The organism is Pseudomonas sp. YL2, from assembly GCF_023063025.1.
Taxonomy (GTDB): domain Bacteria; phylum Pseudomonadota; class Gammaproteobacteria; order Pseudomonadales; family Pseudomonadaceae; genus Aquipseudomonas; species Aquipseudomonas putida_A.
On record NZ_JAJSLU010000011.1, the window covers coordinates 60,293 to 75,684 of the forward strand.

The following is a 15,392-nucleotide window of genomic DNA, read 5'->3' on the forward strand; positions in this document are numbered from 1 at the left end:
CCCTGGGGGGGGGGGCCTGCCCGGGGAACGGGGGGGGCCCGCCCACAAGGGTGGGGGCTAAACCCCCCCTTCCGCGCCCAAGCCCGCTCCCACAGGATCAACAGTGTGTTTGGCAGGTTTCTGTTGGAGTCTGGCAATGCCGTTACGCGAAGAATGTCTGTGGGAAAAGCTCACGCCGCAGCGCCCGGATAACACCGCGCTCAAGAGTGAGGTCAAAGTCGATGTCTGCATGATCGGCGCCGGGTTTACCGGGTTGTCGGCGGCGCTGCATCTGTTGGAAAAAGGCAAAAGCGTCTGCGTGCTCGAAGCGCATCGTGCCGGGCATGGCGGTTCCGGACGCAACGTCGGGCTGGTCAACGCCGGCATGTGGATCCCGCCGGACGAGATCGAGGCCGGATTCGGCGAAGCGGTCGGCAGTCAACTCAACCGCATGCTCGGGGCGGCGCCGGCGCTGGTGTTCAGCCTTGTGGATAAATACAACATTGATTGTCAGTTGCGCCGCGAAGGCACCCTGCACATGGCGCACAACGCCAAGGGTGAGGCGGATCTGCGCAGTCGCGAGCAACAATGGAAGCGTCGCGGGGCACCGGTCGAGCTGCTCACCGGCAAGGCCTGCGAGCAAGCCACCGGTACGCAGAAGATTGCCGCCGCACTGCTCGATCGCCGCGCCGGTACGCTCAACCCGATGGCCTATGTCACCGGCCTGGCCAACGCGGTGAAGGGCCTGGGCGGGCAGATGTTCGATCACTCGGCAGTGACCCGTCTCGAACGCGTGGGCCAGCTATGGTCGGTGCAGACCGAGCTAGGTTCGGTACTCGCCGAGCAAGTGGTGATCGCCTCCAACGCCTACACCGAGGGCGACTGGACCGAACTCAAGCGCAACTTCTTCCCCGGTTACTACTATCAGGTCGCGTCGGTGCCGCTGACCGAAGACGCCGCCCATGACATCCTCCCCGGCGGTCAGGGCTCATGGGACACGCGGCAAGTGTTGAGCAGCATCCGTCGCGACAAGGACGGCCGCTTGTTGCTCGGCAGTCTGGGCAACGGCAATCAGAAACCCACCTGGTTCCTCAAGGCCTGGGCCGACCGGGTGCAGCAACACTACTTCCCCAACCTGAAACCGGTGGAATGGGAATGCACCTGGACCGGGCGCATCGCCTTCACCCCCGATCACCTGATGCGCCTGTTCGAACCGGCGCCGGGACTGGTGGCCGTCACCGGTTACAACGGTCGTGGCGTGACCACCGGCACCGTGGTCGGCAAAGCCTTCGCCGACTACCTGTGTGACGGAAATCCTCAAGCCCTGCCGATCCCCTTCGCACCGATGCAGCCCCTGGCCGGCGTCGGCCTGCGCAGTTGCCTGTACGAGGCCGGCTTCTCGCTGTATCACGCGGGCCAGTGCCTGCGCATCGTCATTTGAGTGTTGAAATATGTTGCCGGAAGCGGCGCTTTTCGGCGTAGCGACTAGCCTCTAATGGTGCGGGTTGTAGCAGTCCCGCACCAGCAGTGTGCAGTTCGGTGACGCGAGCTGTTACAGGCTGGTTGCACGTCGTTTGGTGCCGCGGTTGCAATGATGGCGCAAGCGGGTTGCGCCTAAGATTTAAAAAGGTTTCACCTTCCGCGGTTTAGACGGTTGCACGCCCAATGAAAATGGGAACGAAACAGTCGAAATAACAAGAAAGCAGCGACTTTTTGAAGAATAAAAAACCGATGGCACGGCGCTTGCTCAGAGCATTCAGTGAAGTGAAGTCGCAGTGCCAACTAAAAAAAACCTTGGAGCACCACCTCATGTCCCAGACGTTTTACAAGAAAGGCTTTCTGGCCCTCGCAGTAGCTACTGCGCTGGGTGTTTCTGCGTTTGCTCAAGCTGATGTGAAAATCGGTGTAGCGGGTCCGATGACTGGCGCCAACGCGGCATTTGGCGAGCAGTACATGAAGGGTGCACAGGCAGCGGCGGACGCAGTCAACGCGGCAGGCGGCGTCAACGGCGAGAAAATCGTACTGGTCAAGGGCGATGACGCCTGCGAACCGAAACAGGCAGTGACAGTCGCCAAGGATCTGGTCAACCAGAAGGTAGCCGGCGTGGTCGGTCACTTCTGCTCCTCTTCCACCATCCCCGCCTCGGAAATCTACGACGAAGCCGGCGTTATCGCGATCACCCCGGGTTCCACCAACCCGCAAGTGACCGAGCGCGGCCTGAGCGCCATGTTCCGTATGTGCGGGCGTGACGACCAGCAAGGCATCGTCGCGGGCGACTACATCGTCGACGTGCTCAAGGGCAAGAAGGTCGCCGTGCTGCACGACAAGGACACCTACGGTCAGGGCCTGGCCGATGCGACCAAGGCTCAACTGGAAAAACGTGGCGTGAAGCCGGTGCTGTATGAAGGCCTGACCCGTGGCGAGAAAGACTTCAGCGCTGTGGTCACCAAGATTCGTGCAGCCGGTGCCGACGTGGTCTACTTCGGCGGCCTGCACCCGGAAGCCGGCCCGCTGGTCAAGCAACTGCGTACCGAAGGCCTGAAAGACGTCAAGTTCATGTCTGACGACGGCATCGTCACCGACGAACTGGTGACCACCGCCGGTGGCCCGCAATACGTTGACGGCGTGCTGATGACCTTCGGCGCCGACCCACGTCTGCTGCCAGACAGCAAGACCGTGGTCGATGCGTTCCGCAAGGCCGGCACCGAACCTGAAGGCTACACCCTGTACGCCTACGCGTCGGTTCAGACCCTGGCGGCCGCCTTCAACGGCGCCAAGTCCAACAGTGGCGAAAAAGCCGCCGAGTGGCTCAAGGCCAACCCGGTGAAAACCGTCATGGGCGAGAAAGCCTGGGACAAGAAGGGCGACCTGAAAGTCTCTGACTACGTGGTTTACCAGTGGGACAAGGACGGCAAATACCATCAGCTGGAAAAACAGAAGTAAGGGCTGACGTGATCATCCGAACACCATGAACCCCTGTGGGAGCGGGCTTGCTCGCGAATGCGGGATGTCAGTCGCCATCAACGGTAGCTGATACACCGCTTTCGCGAGCAAGCCCGCTCCCACAGGAGGCGATGGTGTTCCGGGGGAACGTGTCTGCATTGCTCCGACGTAAATCTGTATTTTTCCTAGAAGAGCCGCCCGCTCCGGTGGGCAGGTTCTCATTGCGTGAGATTGCGTTATGGATGGTATTTTCCTGCAGCAACTGGTCAACGGCCTGACCCTCGGGTCGGTCTATGGCCTGATCGCCATCGGCTACACAATGGTCTACGGCATCATCGGCATGATCAACTTCGCCCACGGCGAGGTTTACATGATTTCCGCGTACCTCGCGGCAATCAGTCTGGCTCTGCTGGCTTACTTCGGTATCGAATCCTTCCCGCTGTTGATGCTTGGCACGCTGGTTTTCACTATCGTCGTCACCGGCGTCTATGGCTGGGTAATCGAACGCGTCGCTTACAAACCTCTGCGCAACTCCACTCGACTGGCACCGCTGATCAGTGCTATCGGTATCTCGCTGATCCTGCAGAACTACGCCCAGATCAGCCAGGGCGCCCGTCAACAGGGTGTTCCGACGCTGCTCACCGGTGCCTGGCGCATCGACGTCGGCAGCGGTTTCGTCCAACTGACCTACACCAAGATCTTCATTCTGGTCGCCGCATTTGTCGGCATGGGCCTGCTGACCTACGTGATCAAGTACACCAAGCTCGGCCGCATGTGCCGCGCCACCCAGCAAGACCGCAAGATGGCTTCGATCCTCGGGATCAACACCGACCGGGTGATTTCCTACGTGTTCATCATCGGTGCGGCGATGGCGGCCCTGGCCGGCGTGCTGATCACCATGAACTACGGCACGTTCGACTTCTACGCCGGCTTCGTCATCGGCATCAAGGCGTTCACCGCCGCCGTGCTTGGCGGGATCGGCTCACTGCCCGGCGCGATGCTCGGCGGGATCATTCTCGGCATCTCCGAGTCGCTGTTCTCGGGCCTGGTCAACTCCGACTACAAAGACGTGTTCAGCTTCTCGCTGCTCGTACTTGTTCTGGTCTTCCGGCCTCAGGGCCTGTTGGGCCGTCCTCTTGTGTCGAAGGTGTAAGCGATGTCTTCAACCACTCAAAAAAATATCGATATCAAAAAAAGCCTGGTTGAGGCGATTCTGGCCGGCCTGATTGCCCTGATCGTGTTCGGCCCGATTGTCGGCGTCGTGCTAGAAGGCTACAGCTTCAACCTCGAACCAACCCGCGTGGCGTGGCTTATCGGCATCGTGATGATCGGCCGCTTTGCCTTGAGTCTGTTTCTGCAGACGCCCAAGGGCCTGAAGATTCTCGACGGATTCGAGAGCACCGGCTCCGGTGTGCATGTGCTGCCTGCCGATCACAAATCACGCCTGCGCTGGATCATTCCGCTGTTGATTGTGCTGGCGGTGATTGTGCCGTTTGTCTCCAACTCGTACCTGCTGGGCGTGGTCATCCTCGGGCTGATCTACGTGCTGCTGGGCCTGGGGCTGAACATTGTGGTCGGTTTGGCCGGTCTGCTCGATCTCGGTTACGTGGCGTTCTACGCCATCGGCGCCTACGGTCTCGCGCTCGGTTATCAATATCTCGGGCTGGGCTTCTGGACCGTATTGCCACTGGCGGCAATCACTGCCGGTTTGGCCGGCTGCATCCTCGGTTTCCCGGTGCTGCGTCTGCACGGTGACTATCTGGCGATCGTGACTCTGGGCTTCGGTGAAATCATCCGCCTGATCCTCAACAACTGGCTGTCGCTGACCGGCGGGCCGAACGGCATGCCGGCGCCACTGCCGACATTCTTCGGTCTGGAATTCGGCAAGCGGGCCAAGGATGGCGGGGTGCCGTTCCACGAGTTCTTCGGCATCGCCTACAACCCCGATGTGAAGTATTACTTCATCTACACGGTGTTGTTCCTGGTGGTACTGGCCGTGCTGTACATCAAGCATCGTCTGGTGAAAATGCCGGTGGGTCGCGCCTGGGAAGCGCTGCGCGAAGATGAAATCGCCTGCCGCTCGATGGGCCTCAACCATGTGCTGGTCAAGCTCTCGGCGTTCACTATCGGTGCATCCACCGCCGGGCTGGCCGGGGTGTTTTTCGCCACCTATCAAGGCTTCGTCAACCCGACCTCGTTCACCTTCTTCGAATCGGCGCTGATCCTCGCCATCGTCGTGCTCGGCGGCATGGGCTCGACCATCGGCGTGGTGATTGCGGCATTCGTGTTGACGGTTGCTCCGGAACTGCTGCGCGGCTTCGCTGAATACCGCGTGCTGCTGTTCGGCATCCTGATGGTGTTGATGATGATCTGGCGACCACGCGGGCTGATTCGCATCAGCCGTACCGGGGTCACTCCACGCAAAGGTGCCATTCACTATGAGAGGACTGCGCCATGAGTGAAGTCGTACTCTCTGTGGAAAAACTGATGATGCACTTCGGTGGCATCAAGGCCCTGAGCGATGTCAGCCTCAAGGTCAAACGCAACTCGATCTTCGCCCTGATCGGGCCGAACGGCGCCGGCAAGACCACGGTGTTCAACTGCCTGACCGGGTTCTACAAGGCCTCCGGCGGCAAGATCGAACTCAACGTGCGCGGCAAGCAGACCAACGTCATCCAGTTGCTGGGCGAGTCGTTCAAACCGACCGACTTCGTGTCGCCGAAAAGCTTCCTCAGTCGCCTGTACTACAAGATGTTCGGCGGCACCCACTTGGTGAACCGCGCCGGCCTGGCCCGGACCTTCCAGAACATTCGCCTGTTCAAGGAAATGTCGGTGTTGGAAAACCTGCTGGTGGCGCAGCACATGTGGGTCAACCGCAACATGCTCGCCGGCATCCTCAACACCAAGGGCTACCGCAAGGCCGAAAGTGATGCGCTGGACTGCGCGTTCTACTGGCTGGAAGTGGTGGATCTGGTGGACTGCGCCAACCGTCTGGCCGGTGAACTGTCCTACGGCCAGCAACGCCGTCTGGAGATCGCCCGGGCCATGTGCACGCGGCCGCAGATCATCTGCCTCGACGAACCGGCCGCCGGCCTCAACCCTCAGGAAACCGAAGCGCTGAGCGCGATGATCCGGCTGCTGCGCGACGAGCACGATCTGACCGTGGTGCTGATCGAACACGACATGGGCATGGTGATGAGCATTTCCGACCACATCGTGGTGCTGGATCACGGCGTGGTCATCGCCGAAGGCGGGCCTGAAGCCATTCGCAACGATCCGAAAGTGATTGCCGCCTACCTGGGCGCCGACGAAGAGGAGCTGGTATGAGCAAACCGATCCTCGAACTCAAAGACCTGGACGTGTTCTACGGCCCGATCCAGGCCCTCAAGGGCGTGTCGCTGCAGATCAACGAAGGCGAGACCGTCAGCCTGATCGGCTCCAACGGCGCGGGTAAATCGACGCTGCTGATGTCGATCTTCGGCCAGCCGCGCGCGGCGGGCGGGCAGATCCTCTATCAAGGCGTCGACATCACCCACAAGTCCTCGCACTACATCGCCTCCAACGGCATCGCGCAGTCGCCGGAAGGGCGGCGGGTGTTCCCCGACATGACCGTCGAGGAAAACCTGCTGATGGGCACCATCCCGATTGGCGACAAGTACGCCAAAGAGGACATGCAGCGCATGTTCGAGCTGTTCCCGCGGCTCGAAGAGCGCCGCACTCAGCGGGCGATGACCATGTCCGGTGGTGAGCAGCAGATGCTCGCCATTGCCCGTGCGCTGATGAGCCGGCCGAAGCTGTTGTTGCTCGATGAACCGAGCCTGGGCCTTGCGCCGATCGTGGTGAAGCAGATCTTCGCCACCCTGCGGGAACTGGCGAAAACCGGCATGACCATTTTCCTCGTTGAGCAGAACGCCAACCATGCGTTGAAGCTGTCGGATCGGGCGTACGTGATGGTCAACGGCGAGATTCGTCTGACCGGTACCGGTAAGGAGTTGTTGGTGAATGAGGAGGTGCGTAACGCTTATCTGGGCGGGCACTGATTCTGCTTGAGTTGTCCACAAAGCCCCGCGACGTAAGTCCCGGGGCTTTTTTCATCCCAAGTCCAGCACAAATCCCTTGTGGGAGCGGGCTTGCTCGCGAAGAGGGTGTGTCAGATAACGCCGTGTTTTATGACACATCCTCTTCGCGAGCAAGCCCGCTCCCACAGTTGATCTGCGCCAGATTTCAGAATTGTGGAAAACAAATTCCCATAGCTGCCAAAGCGCGACATATAGACGCTGCAAATGGCTGTTTTTCCACAGTTTTGACTTGTCCCCGTTTGCTGTGGAGCTGGCTGTGAATAACGTGGGAGTAGCTGGCTGCAGCCCTTGTGAAACGTGGTCTGCGGGCTGGTGATTGATTTTTGATCAGGCGTTTTTGCTGGAGCTGAAGACGCTGTTGTCAACCTTTTTCTAGGCTGTGCTGTGGAGACAATTACGTGTGAGCAAGCCTGTGGATAAGTCTGTGACTAAACTCTGGAAAGACTCCGCTGAGGGCCGTAATTACTGGCCTCGCGCAATCACTGCGTTGACCGGTCGGTCGTGCAAAATGCCATCTCCGGCACAACAGCGGCTTCAGGGTCAAGCAAAAAACTTTCTGTTTCCCGCGCAAAGCCTTGTATGGCGCGGCTTTGCGCGTTTCCACTTGCCCCCGGAAACTGTGGAAGGGACTGTGGATAACGTGCGTGCACATGGCTACAGGCCAAGCCATATAAGGTGTAGCGGCGATTGATCAAATTTTGATCGGAAGATGTCCCAGTCGGGGTGTTGCTCGTAAATGCCGGGCCGGGCATGCTGGCTGCTGATTTTCTATTCCAATGGCTGCGCTGGCGGCCGACGCAAGGAGAACACGATGTCCAACACCCTGTTTATTACCGGCGCAACCTCCGGTTTTGGTGAAGCCTGTGCCCGTCGTTTCGCCGAGGCTGGCTGGAAACTGGTGTTGACCGGCCGTCGTGCAGAACGTCTCGACGCGCTGTGCGCCGAGTTGTCGAAGCAGACTGAAGTGCATGGCCTGGTGCTCGACGTGCGTGACCGCAAGGCGATGGAAGAGGCAATTGCCAATCTGCCGCCGTCGTTCGCCAAGCTGCGTGGCCTGATCAACAACGCCGGGCTGGCGCTGGGCGTCGATCCGGCACCCAAATGCGACCTCGACGACTGGGACACCATGGTCGACACCAACGTCAAGGGCCTGATGTACAGCACTCGTCTGCTGCTGCCGCGTTTGATCGCTCACGGCCGTGGCGCCGGCATCGTCAACCTCGGCTCCATCGCCGGCAACTACCCGTACCCGGGCAGCCACGTGTATGGCGCCACCAAGGCGTTCGTTAAGCAATTCTCGCTGAACCTGCGTTGCGACCTGCAGGGCACCGGCGTGCGTGTCAGCAACATCGAGCCGGGTCTGTGCGAAAGCGAGTTCTCGCTGGTGCGCTTTGCCGGTGACCAGGAACGCTACAACGCCACTTACGCCGGTGCCGAGCCGATCCAGCCGCAGGACATCGCCGAGACCATCTTCTGGGTGCTCAACGCCCCGGCGCACATCAACATCAACAGCCTGGAGCTGATGCCGGTGAGCCAGACCTGGGCGGGGTTTGCGATCGAGCGTAACAAGGCGTAAGACCCTGTGGCGAGGGAGCTTGCTCCCGCTGGACTGCGCAGCAGGCCCGCTTTTTTGAACTGAAGAGCGGGGGCGCTCCGCACCCCAGCGGGAGCAAGCTCCCTCGCCACAAAACCGGGCATAACCGGCGATAAGGTAAACTCATCCCCCAATAACCCCACCGCACCCTGCGGTTTTTAAGGTTTTCGAGGAGTTAAAGTGAGTAACCGAGGTGAGCAGTCACTGCTCAAACAATCGACCATCCTGATGTTCGCGGTGTCGATTGCCGGGATCGTCACCGGTTTTGTTTCAGGTTCGCAATCCATCCTTTTCGATGGTTTTTTCTCGCTGATCGCAACGTTCATCAAAGTGTTGATGCTGATCACCGCCCGGCTGATCGCCAAAGAGAGCAATCACCGCTTCCAGTTCGGTTTCTGGCATCTGGAGCCGATGGTGCTGCTGATCGAAGGCAGCTTCCTGCTGTTGATCGCGATCTATGCGTTTCTCAACGGTGTGTTCGGCATCATCAACGGCGGCCGCGAGATCGAGCTGGGCTTGGTGATCATTTATGCGGCGGTGTTCACCGTCGTCGAGTTCGCCTACTTCTTCTACGTGCGTCGGCGCAATCGCAAGCTCAAGTCCAGCCTGATCCAGTTCGACAACATCAGCTGGCTGGTGGACGCGATGCTTTCGGTCGGCCTGTTGATCAGTTTTCTCGCCGCGTTGCTGCTCAAGGCCCAGGGCTTTGACGAGTGGGCGAAATTTGTCGACCCGCTGATCCTGATCGTGCTGGCGCTGACCATGTTGCCACCGGCGTTCAAGATCCTCGGCCCGGCACTGCGTGATGTACTGGGTATTGCCCCGGACACCCTGGATGATCAGGTGCGTCAGGTCATGGAAGCTGCGAAGAGCGAGCATGGTTTCGACGACTACGTGACCTACGTGCAGAAGCACGGGCGGGCGCGGTTTATCGAGATTCATGTGGTGTTGCCGGCGGATTATGCGCTGAGCAGCGTAGGTCAGCTGGATGTGTTGCGGGAGGAAATCTCGGCGCAGCTCGGCGAGCCGGATGCGGCACGCTGGTTGACGATCAGCTTTACCGGTGACAAGAAGTGGATTGCCTAGAGACCGTGTAACGGCTATTCGCGAGCAAGCCCGCTCCCACAGGGATCCAGGCTGTTCACAGATTATGTGTTCGCCGAAATTCCCATGTGGGAGCGGGCTTGCTCGCGAAAGCTATTTTTCAATCAACGCAGATATTCAGCCAGCCCGCTGTAGCACGTCGCCAAGTGATAAGGCGTCGTTGAAGGCATGTCCTTGCGGCTGACCTCTCCCAGCTCATCTCGGCATTCATGCCACCCGCCCGCGTGCAGAAAACGCTGCTGCAGCGCCTGCAACTGGCGCAGCACGGTGGCTTCGCTGTCCGCGCGCAAGGTCAGGGCGCGCAGGTATTCCGCCTGCGCCCAGATGCGCTGAGTCGAATCTTTCGGGCGACCGTCCAGTTGCAGATCGAGCATCGCGCGCACCGCACCTGAAGGTTGTTCAACGCCGAATTGCTCGGTGAAAGCGAATGCCCGGTCCAGCGCTGCATGCAGTTTCGAACCACGCAGCAGGGCTGAAGACTCGAGCAGGAAATACCATTCGAACTGATGCCCTGGCTCGTACCAGTTATCCACAGCCCCCAGTGGTTTTTCCATCAACACTCCGTGCTGCGGATCGACGAACTGCGTGTGCATGGCTGTGCATAACTCCACCAGCGCTTTCTGCGTCGCCGCGTCTTCACGCACCGCCAAGGTGGCGAGGAACGCTTCGGCCAGGTGCATCAGCGGGTTTTGCAGTGGCCCGGTTTGCAGGGTGATCCAGTCGCGGTCCAGGCAGGCTTCGTACAAGCCATCGCCGGTGGCGAAGCGTCGGCCGATGACTTCCAGTGCGGCGTTCAGCGTGGATTCCACCAGCGGCTCGCGGGACTTGGCCCAGTAATGGGCGCAGGCGAACAGGATGAAGGCGTGGGTATAGAGATCTTTGCGCTGATCCAGCGGCTTGCCTTGCGCGTCGATACTGTAGAACCAGCCGCCGTGCTCGGCATCGTGGAAATGCCGTTGCAGCGAGCGGAACAGCGCCGCGGCGCGCACCTCGGCGTTATCCACAACCCCGATCAGGCTGGAAAACAGGTACAGCTGCCGTGCGCAGGCCATCGCCCGATAGCGTTGCGGTGGCAAAGGTTGATGCGCCGCGTCGAGTGCCTCGTAGGGCAGCGCCATGTCGGCGTTCCAGCCCGGGCCTTGCCAAAGCGGCACGATCACGTTCAGAAAGTGCTGTTGCACGTTGCTGAACAGGGCGGTCAATTCGGGCAGGGAGGTGGAGCGGCAAGCATGGGGCATTGGCGGACGTCGTCACGGCTGGGGCGATTGCGCGACATGGTAGCAGAGCGGCGTCCTTTAGAGACGCGGTGTCTGTCAGACCGCTTTCGCGAGCAAGCCCGCTCCCACAGGTTTTGTGTACACCGCAAATCCAGGGTGGGAGCGGGCTTGCTCGCGAAGAGGCCGGTTCAGGCGATAGAGATCAGCCGGCCAGCAACCAGGCGCCTGTCACCGCCGAAGCAGCCCCTGCCACTCGTACCAATGGCGCAGCAGCCTGAGGCAACACGCGCACTAGGCCATAACCCGCCGCATGCAGCGCCGCCGTCGCCGCGACAAAACCGGCGGCATACGCCCAAGGGCTGCTCATGTCCGGCAGCTCCAGGCCATGCGCCACGCCATGGAACAGCGCAAACAACGCCGTTGCCGCCACCGCCATCACCAGCGGTGGACGCACCGTCAGTGCCACTGCCAGACCCAGCGCCAGCACCGAAGCGGCGATCCCGCTTTCCAGCGCCGGCAACTCCAGCCCTTCAAAACCGAGCATGCCGCCGATCAGCATGGTGCCGACAAACGTGCACGGTAGCGCCCAGCGTGCCGCGCCTTGTTGCTGCGCGGCCCACAGGCCGACCGCGACCATCGCCAGCAAATGGTCGAGGCCACCGATCGGGTGGCTGATACCGGCGACCAGACCGCTGTCGCCGTGGCCCGGGTGGGCGAAGGCGAGTGCCGGGGTCAGCAGCAGCGCCACGGCGCCGAGAATACGTTTGAGTGTCATGGATAAGCTTCCTTGTTGGTCAATAAGTCAGGCGGCGTTCAGCAGGCCCTGGCGCTCGATGAAGGCGATGATCTCTTCCAGGCCCTGGCCGGTTTTCTGGTTGCTGAAGACGAATGGCTTGCCGTTGCGCATGCGCTGGGTGTCGCTATCCATCATTTCCAGCGAAGCACCGACCAGCGGCGCCAGGTCGATCTTGTTGATCACCAGCAGGTCGGACTTGCAGATCCCCGGGCCGCCCTTGCGCGGCAGCTTGTCGCCGGCGGAGACGTCGATCACGTAAATGGTCAGGTCTGACAGCTCCGGGCTGAAGGTTGCCGACAGGTTGTCGCCACCGGATTCCACCAGAATCAGGTCCAGCCCCGGAAAGCGCCGGTTCAGTTGATCGACGGCTTCGAGGTTGATCGAAGCGTCTTCGCGGATCGCCGTGTGCGGGCAGCCACCGGTTTCCACGCCGATGATCCGCTCCGGTGCCAGCGCTTGGTTGCGCACCAGAAAGTCGGCGTCTTCGCGGGTGTAGATGTCGTTGGTGACGACGGCCAGGTTGTAGCGATCGCGCAACGCCAGGCATAGGGCCAGGGTCAATGCGGTCTTGCCGGAACCGACCGGGCCGCCGATGCCGACGCGCAGGGGTTGTGTGTTCATGTGCTTCTCCAAGATGACAGGCCCTAAGAGCGAAACAGACGGCTGTACTGGCGCTCATGCGCCATGCACGCCAGGGACAGGCCGAACGCGGCGCTGCCGATGTGTTCGGGATTGATGCGGGTGGCGTCCTGCTGCGCCTGTTGCAGCAGCGGCAGCAGTTCGCTGGTCAGGCGCTGGGCGGCTTGCTGGCCCAGTGGCAGGGTTTTCATCAGTACCGCGAGCTGGTTTTCCAGCCAGCTCCACAGCCACGCGGCGAGCGCATCCTGCGGACTGATTTGCCAGGCGCGGGCAGCCAGTGCCCAGCCAAGAGCCAGGTGCGGTTCGGCGCATTGCTCAAGAAAGCGGCGGGCCGGCGCGTCGAGTTCCGGCAAACCGTTGAGCAATTGCTGCAGCGAGTAACCCATCTGCCGGCTCTCCAGATGCAACTCACGGGTCTCGCGACTGGCACGGTGGGTTTCGCAGAGATGCAGCAACTCGGGCCAGTTTTCCTCGGCCGCGGCCTGACAATGGGCCAGCAGCAGCGGCGCCTCGAAACGGGCGAGGTTGAGCAGTAGTTGATCGCTGATCCAGCGGCGGGCGCTGTCCGGGTTGTTCACGCGGCCGTTATCCACCGCCATTTCCAGGCCTTGCGAATAGCTGTAGCCGCCAATCGGCAGTTGCGGACTGGCCAGGCGCAACAGCGCCCAGGCCGGATTCACAGACGTACGCCGAACTGATGGAGTTTGGGCGCGTAGTTGAAATCTTCGTCGCCATGCCGCGAATGGTGATGGCCGCCGCCGTAGGCACCGTGTTCCGGCTGGAACGGCGCTTCTATCGCCTCGACCTGGGCGCCGAGCTGTTCGAGCATGGCCTTGAGCACGTAATCGTCGAGCAAACGCAGCCAGCCATCGCCGACTTGCAAGGCGACGTGGCGATTGCCCAGATGATAGGCGGCGCGGGTCAGTTCGAAGGCATTGGCGCAGGTGACGTGCAGCAGTTGCTCGGGGCGGGCGCAGACGCGAACGATGCGGCCGTCCTCGGCCTGCAGGCATTCGCCGTCATATAACGGTGCCTGACCGCGCTCCAGAAACAACCCGACGTCTTCGCCATCGGCACTGAAACAGCGCAGACGGCTTTTGCTCCGCGCTTCGAAGGTCAGGTGCAACTCGGCGGACCAGACAGGTTGAGGGTCGATTCTGCGATGAATCACCAGCATCGGAAAGCTTCCAGCAGTGGACTTGTAGGAGGGCTAGAGCAAGGGGCTTGCCAACCGGACGAGATGTAGGAAATCCCTGTCGGAGCGTAGAGGATGTTTCAAGATGTTGCAGAATTTTGGAAGGTTTTGGTGCGTGAAGATTTTTACATGCACCAATTTGTGGCTGTCACACAAAGCAATGTAGGAGTGAGCCTGCTCGCGATAGCGGTCTTCCAGTCAATTCTCGGCTGACTGAACGGACGCCATCGGGGGCAGGCTCACTCCTACAGGGGGTTTGTGGGGTTTTGGGGAAGGGAATTACTCGGTACTGCCCAACCCTTGCCAGTGCTTGAGGCCGATAAAGATGAAGCGCAATTGCTGGGTGATCTTCGCCTGCGGCGTCAGATGCTCCGGCAGGGCCTCGGCGGGCGGGTCAATGATGTCCGGCAGAGTGGCGAATACCGATTTGACGATCAGGTCGGCGATCACGCTCAGCCCGGCTGCATCCAGATGTTGCAGCTTGGGCATCAGCGTCAGATCGGCCGCAAGGTCGGCGCTGATGTTCTCGCGCAGACGACCGATCGCCTGACGCACCGGCTGCGAGCCGCCGTATTGCTCACGAGCGAGAAACAGGAACTGCGAACGGTTGGCGCTGACCACGTCGAGGAAAATCCGCACCGACGCATCGATGATGCCGCCCATGACGAATTCGTTGTGGCGCACCAGTCGGATGGTTTCGCGGAAGGTCTGACCGACTTCACTGACCAGCACCAGACCCAACTCGTCCATGTCGGCAAAATGCCGATAGAAACCGGTGGGCACAATGCCGGCGGTCTTGGTCACTTCGCGCAGGCTCAGGCTGCCGAAACCTCGGCCGCTTTCCATCAAATGGCGGGCAGCGTCCATCAGGGCGTTGCGGGTCTGTTGTTTCTGTTCGGCGCGGGGCAGCATCGCAAAGGCGTTTTCTTGAGCGGGACAAGCGCCGCACTCTAGCAAATCGGCTTTGCTGGCGTCGAACGGCAGGGGGAAAAGTCAGCAGGAAAAAAGGTTTCGCAGAATGTCGGTACTGAAAAAGTCAAAAGCCCAATCCGGTGATTGGGCTTTTTTTCCAGGCCGCCATGGGCTTAGCTCAAAGCGCTGTTGCGTTCGATCACACGGTCACCACCGCCTTCGGCAACGGCCTGTCCCAGTGGGGTTTTGTCGAAACCGTCTTCAGCCAGGGTCTGGCCTTGTGGAGTACGGTCGCCGCCACCTTCAGCGAGGGTTTGCCCTTGTGGAGTGCGGTCGCCGCCATCGGAAGCCAGGGTCTGACCTTGTGGAGTCTTGTCATAGCCGTCTTGCACCAGACCTTTCTCTTCCAGACGATCACGGCCGCCTTCTGCTACAGCTTGACCTTGTGGAGTCTTGTCGTAGCCATCTTGTACCAGGCCTTTTTCTTCCAGACGATGACGACCGTTTTCAGCCAGAGTCTGACCTTGTGGCGTGCGGTCGCCGCCGTCAGCAGCCACTGTCTGGCTGAACACAGAGTGGCTGGCTTTCACTTGTGGGGTAGCCTGATCGGCAGCGGGCAGGGCGAAAGCAGTGCTGGCTAGCATCGACAGGGTAAGGCTGAGCAGTAATTGGCGTTTCATGATGGGTTGCTCCTTGGGAGGGCGATAAAGTGGGTACGAAGCCAATGCTACTCTCGATAAGTCGATATAAAAGTTCATAAACGCAATGGTAATAATCAACAGAATTGATTGTTCTGCCGAGGCGCTCTAGCTCGGGCGTTTGCGGGCGGTGGTTTTGCACCGCAGTGGGTATTTTCGACTCACTCGCGCCTCGCAAATGTGCGGGCAGCGGTAACGCTGTTCGACCAATCGGTCAGCATTCGGGCGATTTTTTG

General features: G+C 60.5%; 15 protein-coding genes. 8 read left to right on the plus strand and 7 right to left on the minus strand.

Annotated elements, in window-relative coordinates; genetic code table 11:
- Nucleotides 1-136 precede the first annotated feature (136 nt).
- From amaA to LVD08_RS16790, 8 genes are all read left to right on the plus strand, one after another.
- Nucleotides 137-1,420, plus strand: coding sequence for an L-pipecolate oxidase (amaA, locus tag LVD08_RS16755; RefSeq protein ID WP_247268696.1), 1,284 nt, complete (start codon nt 137-139; stop codon nt 1,418-1,420).
- Nucleotides 1,421-1,788: 368 nt separating this feature from the next.
- Entirely contained in the window at nt 1,789-2,922 is a 1,134-nt protein-coding gene (locus LVD08_RS16760; RefSeq protein WP_027613531.1) for an ABC transporter substrate-binding protein, read from the plus strand.
- 238 nt (nt 2,923-3,160) lie between these two features.
- Entirely contained in the window at nt 3,161-4,075 is a 915-nt protein-coding gene (locus LVD08_RS16765) for an ABC transporter permease subunit (RefSeq protein WP_027613532.1), read from the plus strand.
- Nucleotides 4,076-4,078: 3 nt separating this feature from the next.
- Nucleotides 4,079-5,380 carry a high-affinity branched-chain amino acid ABC transporter permease LivM gene (livM, locus tag LVD08_RS16770; RefSeq protein ID WP_096794779.1) on the plus strand — a complete coding sequence of 434 codons (1,302 nt, stop codon included), beginning with the start codon at nt 4,079-4,081 and terminating at the stop codon, nt 5,378-5,380.
- Nucleotides 5,377-6,249, plus strand: coding sequence for an ABC transporter ATP-binding protein (locus LVD08_RS16775; protein WP_027613534.1), 873 nt, complete (start codon nt 5,377-5,379; stop codon nt 6,247-6,249). The genes livM and LVD08_RS16775 overlap by 4 nt, the downstream gene beginning before the upstream one ends.
- Nucleotides 6,246-6,962: an ABC transporter ATP-binding protein gene (locus LVD08_RS16780; RefSeq protein WP_047600666.1), complete on the plus strand. Its 717-nt coding sequence runs from the start codon at nt 6,246-6,248 to the stop codon at nt 6,960-6,962. The genes LVD08_RS16775 and LVD08_RS16780 overlap by 4 nt, the downstream gene beginning before the upstream one ends.
- Nucleotides 6,963-7,812: 850 nt before the next feature.
- Complete coding sequence (locus tag LVD08_RS16785; protein WP_027613536.1) at nt 7,813-8,577, plus strand: SDR family oxidoreductase; 765 nt, start codon at nt 7,813-7,815, stop codon at nt 8,575-8,577.
- A gap of 198 nt (nt 8,578-8,775) precedes the next feature.
- Complete coding sequence (locus tag LVD08_RS16790) at nt 8,776-9,681, plus strand: cation diffusion facilitator family transporter (protein ID WP_247268697.1); 906 nt, start codon at nt 8,776-8,778, stop codon at nt 9,679-9,681.
- A 122-nt stretch (nt 9,682-9,803) separates the two neighbouring features.
- Here the strand turns inward: LVD08_RS16790 and LVD08_RS16795 are convergent, their stop codons facing one another.
- The 7 genes from LVD08_RS16795 to LVD08_RS16825 form a co-directional block, all read right to left on the minus strand.
- Entirely contained in the window at nt 9,804-10,937 is a 1,134-nt protein-coding gene (locus LVD08_RS16795) for an AGE family epimerase/isomerase (RefSeq protein ID WP_247268698.1), read from the minus strand.
- A gap of 181 nt (nt 10,938-11,118) precedes the next feature.
- A complete protein-coding gene (locus LVD08_RS16800) occupies nt 11,119-11,691 on the minus strand; it encodes a HupE/UreJ family protein (RefSeq protein WP_247268699.1) in 573 nt (190 codons plus the stop codon).
- A 27-nt stretch (nt 11,692-11,718) separates the two neighbouring features.
- Complete coding sequence (ureG, locus tag LVD08_RS16805; protein ID WP_103368037.1) at nt 11,719-12,333, minus strand: urease accessory protein UreG; 615 nt, start codon at nt 12,331-12,333, stop codon at nt 11,719-11,721.
- A 23-nt stretch (nt 12,334-12,356) separates the two neighbouring features.
- Entirely contained in the window at nt 12,357-13,031 is a 675-nt protein-coding gene (locus tag LVD08_RS16810; protein ID WP_103368038.1) for an urease accessory protein UreF, read from the minus strand.
- Nucleotides 13,028-13,528, minus strand: coding sequence for an urease accessory protein UreE (gene ureE / locus LVD08_RS16815; protein WP_003221180.1), 501 nt, complete (start codon nt 13,526-13,528; stop codon nt 13,028-13,030). The genes LVD08_RS16810 and ureE overlap by 4 nt, the downstream gene beginning before the upstream one ends.
- A 297-nt stretch (nt 13,529-13,825) precedes the next feature.
- A complete protein-coding gene (locus LVD08_RS16820) occupies nt 13,826-14,458 on the minus strand; it encodes a TetR family transcriptional regulator (RefSeq protein WP_027613541.1) in 633 nt (210 codons plus the stop codon).
- Nucleotides 14,459-14,631: 173 nt separating this feature from the next.
- A complete protein-coding gene (locus LVD08_RS16825; protein WP_247268700.1) occupies nt 14,632-15,138 on the minus strand; it encodes a hypothetical protein in 507 nt (168 codons plus the stop codon).
- Between the last annotated feature and the right edge of the window lie 254 nt (nt 15,139-15,392).

What these genes read in the sequence shown, in the direction of transcription:
- LVD08_RS16785 (WP_027613536.1), top strand. Translation starts at nt 7,813, where the DNA reads ATGTCCAACACCCTGTTTATTACCGGCGCAACCTCCGGTTTTGGTGAA.
- livM (WP_096794779.1), top strand. Translation starts at nt 4,079, where the DNA reads ATGTCTTCAACCACTCAAAAAAATATCGATATCAAAAAAAGCCTGGTT.
- ureG (WP_103368037.1), bottom strand. Translation starts at nt 12,333, where the DNA reads ATGAACACACAACCCCTGCGCGTCGGCATCGGCGGCCCGGTCGGTTCC.
- LVD08_RS16795 (WP_247268698.1), bottom strand. Translation starts at nt 10,937, where the DNA reads ATGCCCCATGCTTGCCGCTCCACCTCCCTGCCCGAATTGACCGCCCTG.
- amaA (WP_247268696.1), top strand. Translation starts at nt 137, where the DNA reads ATGCCGTTACGCGAAGAATGTCTGTGGGAAAAGCTCACGCCGCAGCGC.
- LVD08_RS16765 (WP_027613532.1), top strand. Translation starts at nt 3,161, where the DNA reads ATGGATGGTATTTTCCTGCAGCAACTGGTCAACGGCCTGACCCTCGGG.
- LVD08_RS16820 (WP_027613541.1), bottom strand. Translation starts at nt 14,458, where the DNA reads ATGCTGCCCCGCGCCGAACAGAAACAACAGACCCGCAACGCCCTGATG.
- LVD08_RS16825 (WP_247268700.1), bottom strand. Translation starts at nt 15,138, where the DNA reads ATGAAACGCCAATTACTGCTCAGCCTTACCCTGTCGATGCTAGCCAGC.
- ureE (WP_003221180.1), bottom strand. Translation starts at nt 13,528, where the DNA reads ATGCTGGTGATTCATCGCAGAATCGACCCTCAACCTGTCTGGTCCGCC.
- LVD08_RS16775 (WP_027613534.1), top strand. Translation starts at nt 5,377, where the DNA reads ATGAGTGAAGTCGTACTCTCTGTGGAAAAACTGATGATGCACTTCGGT.
- LVD08_RS16780 (WP_047600666.1), top strand. Translation starts at nt 6,246, where the DNA reads ATGAGCAAACCGATCCTCGAACTCAAAGACCTGGACGTGTTCTACGGC.
- LVD08_RS16760 (WP_027613531.1), top strand. Translation starts at nt 1,789, where the DNA reads ATGTCCCAGACGTTTTACAAGAAAGGCTTTCTGGCCCTCGCAGTAGCT.
- LVD08_RS16800 (WP_247268699.1), bottom strand. Translation starts at nt 11,691, where the DNA reads ATGACACTCAAACGTATTCTCGGCGCCGTGGCGCTGCTGCTGACCCCG.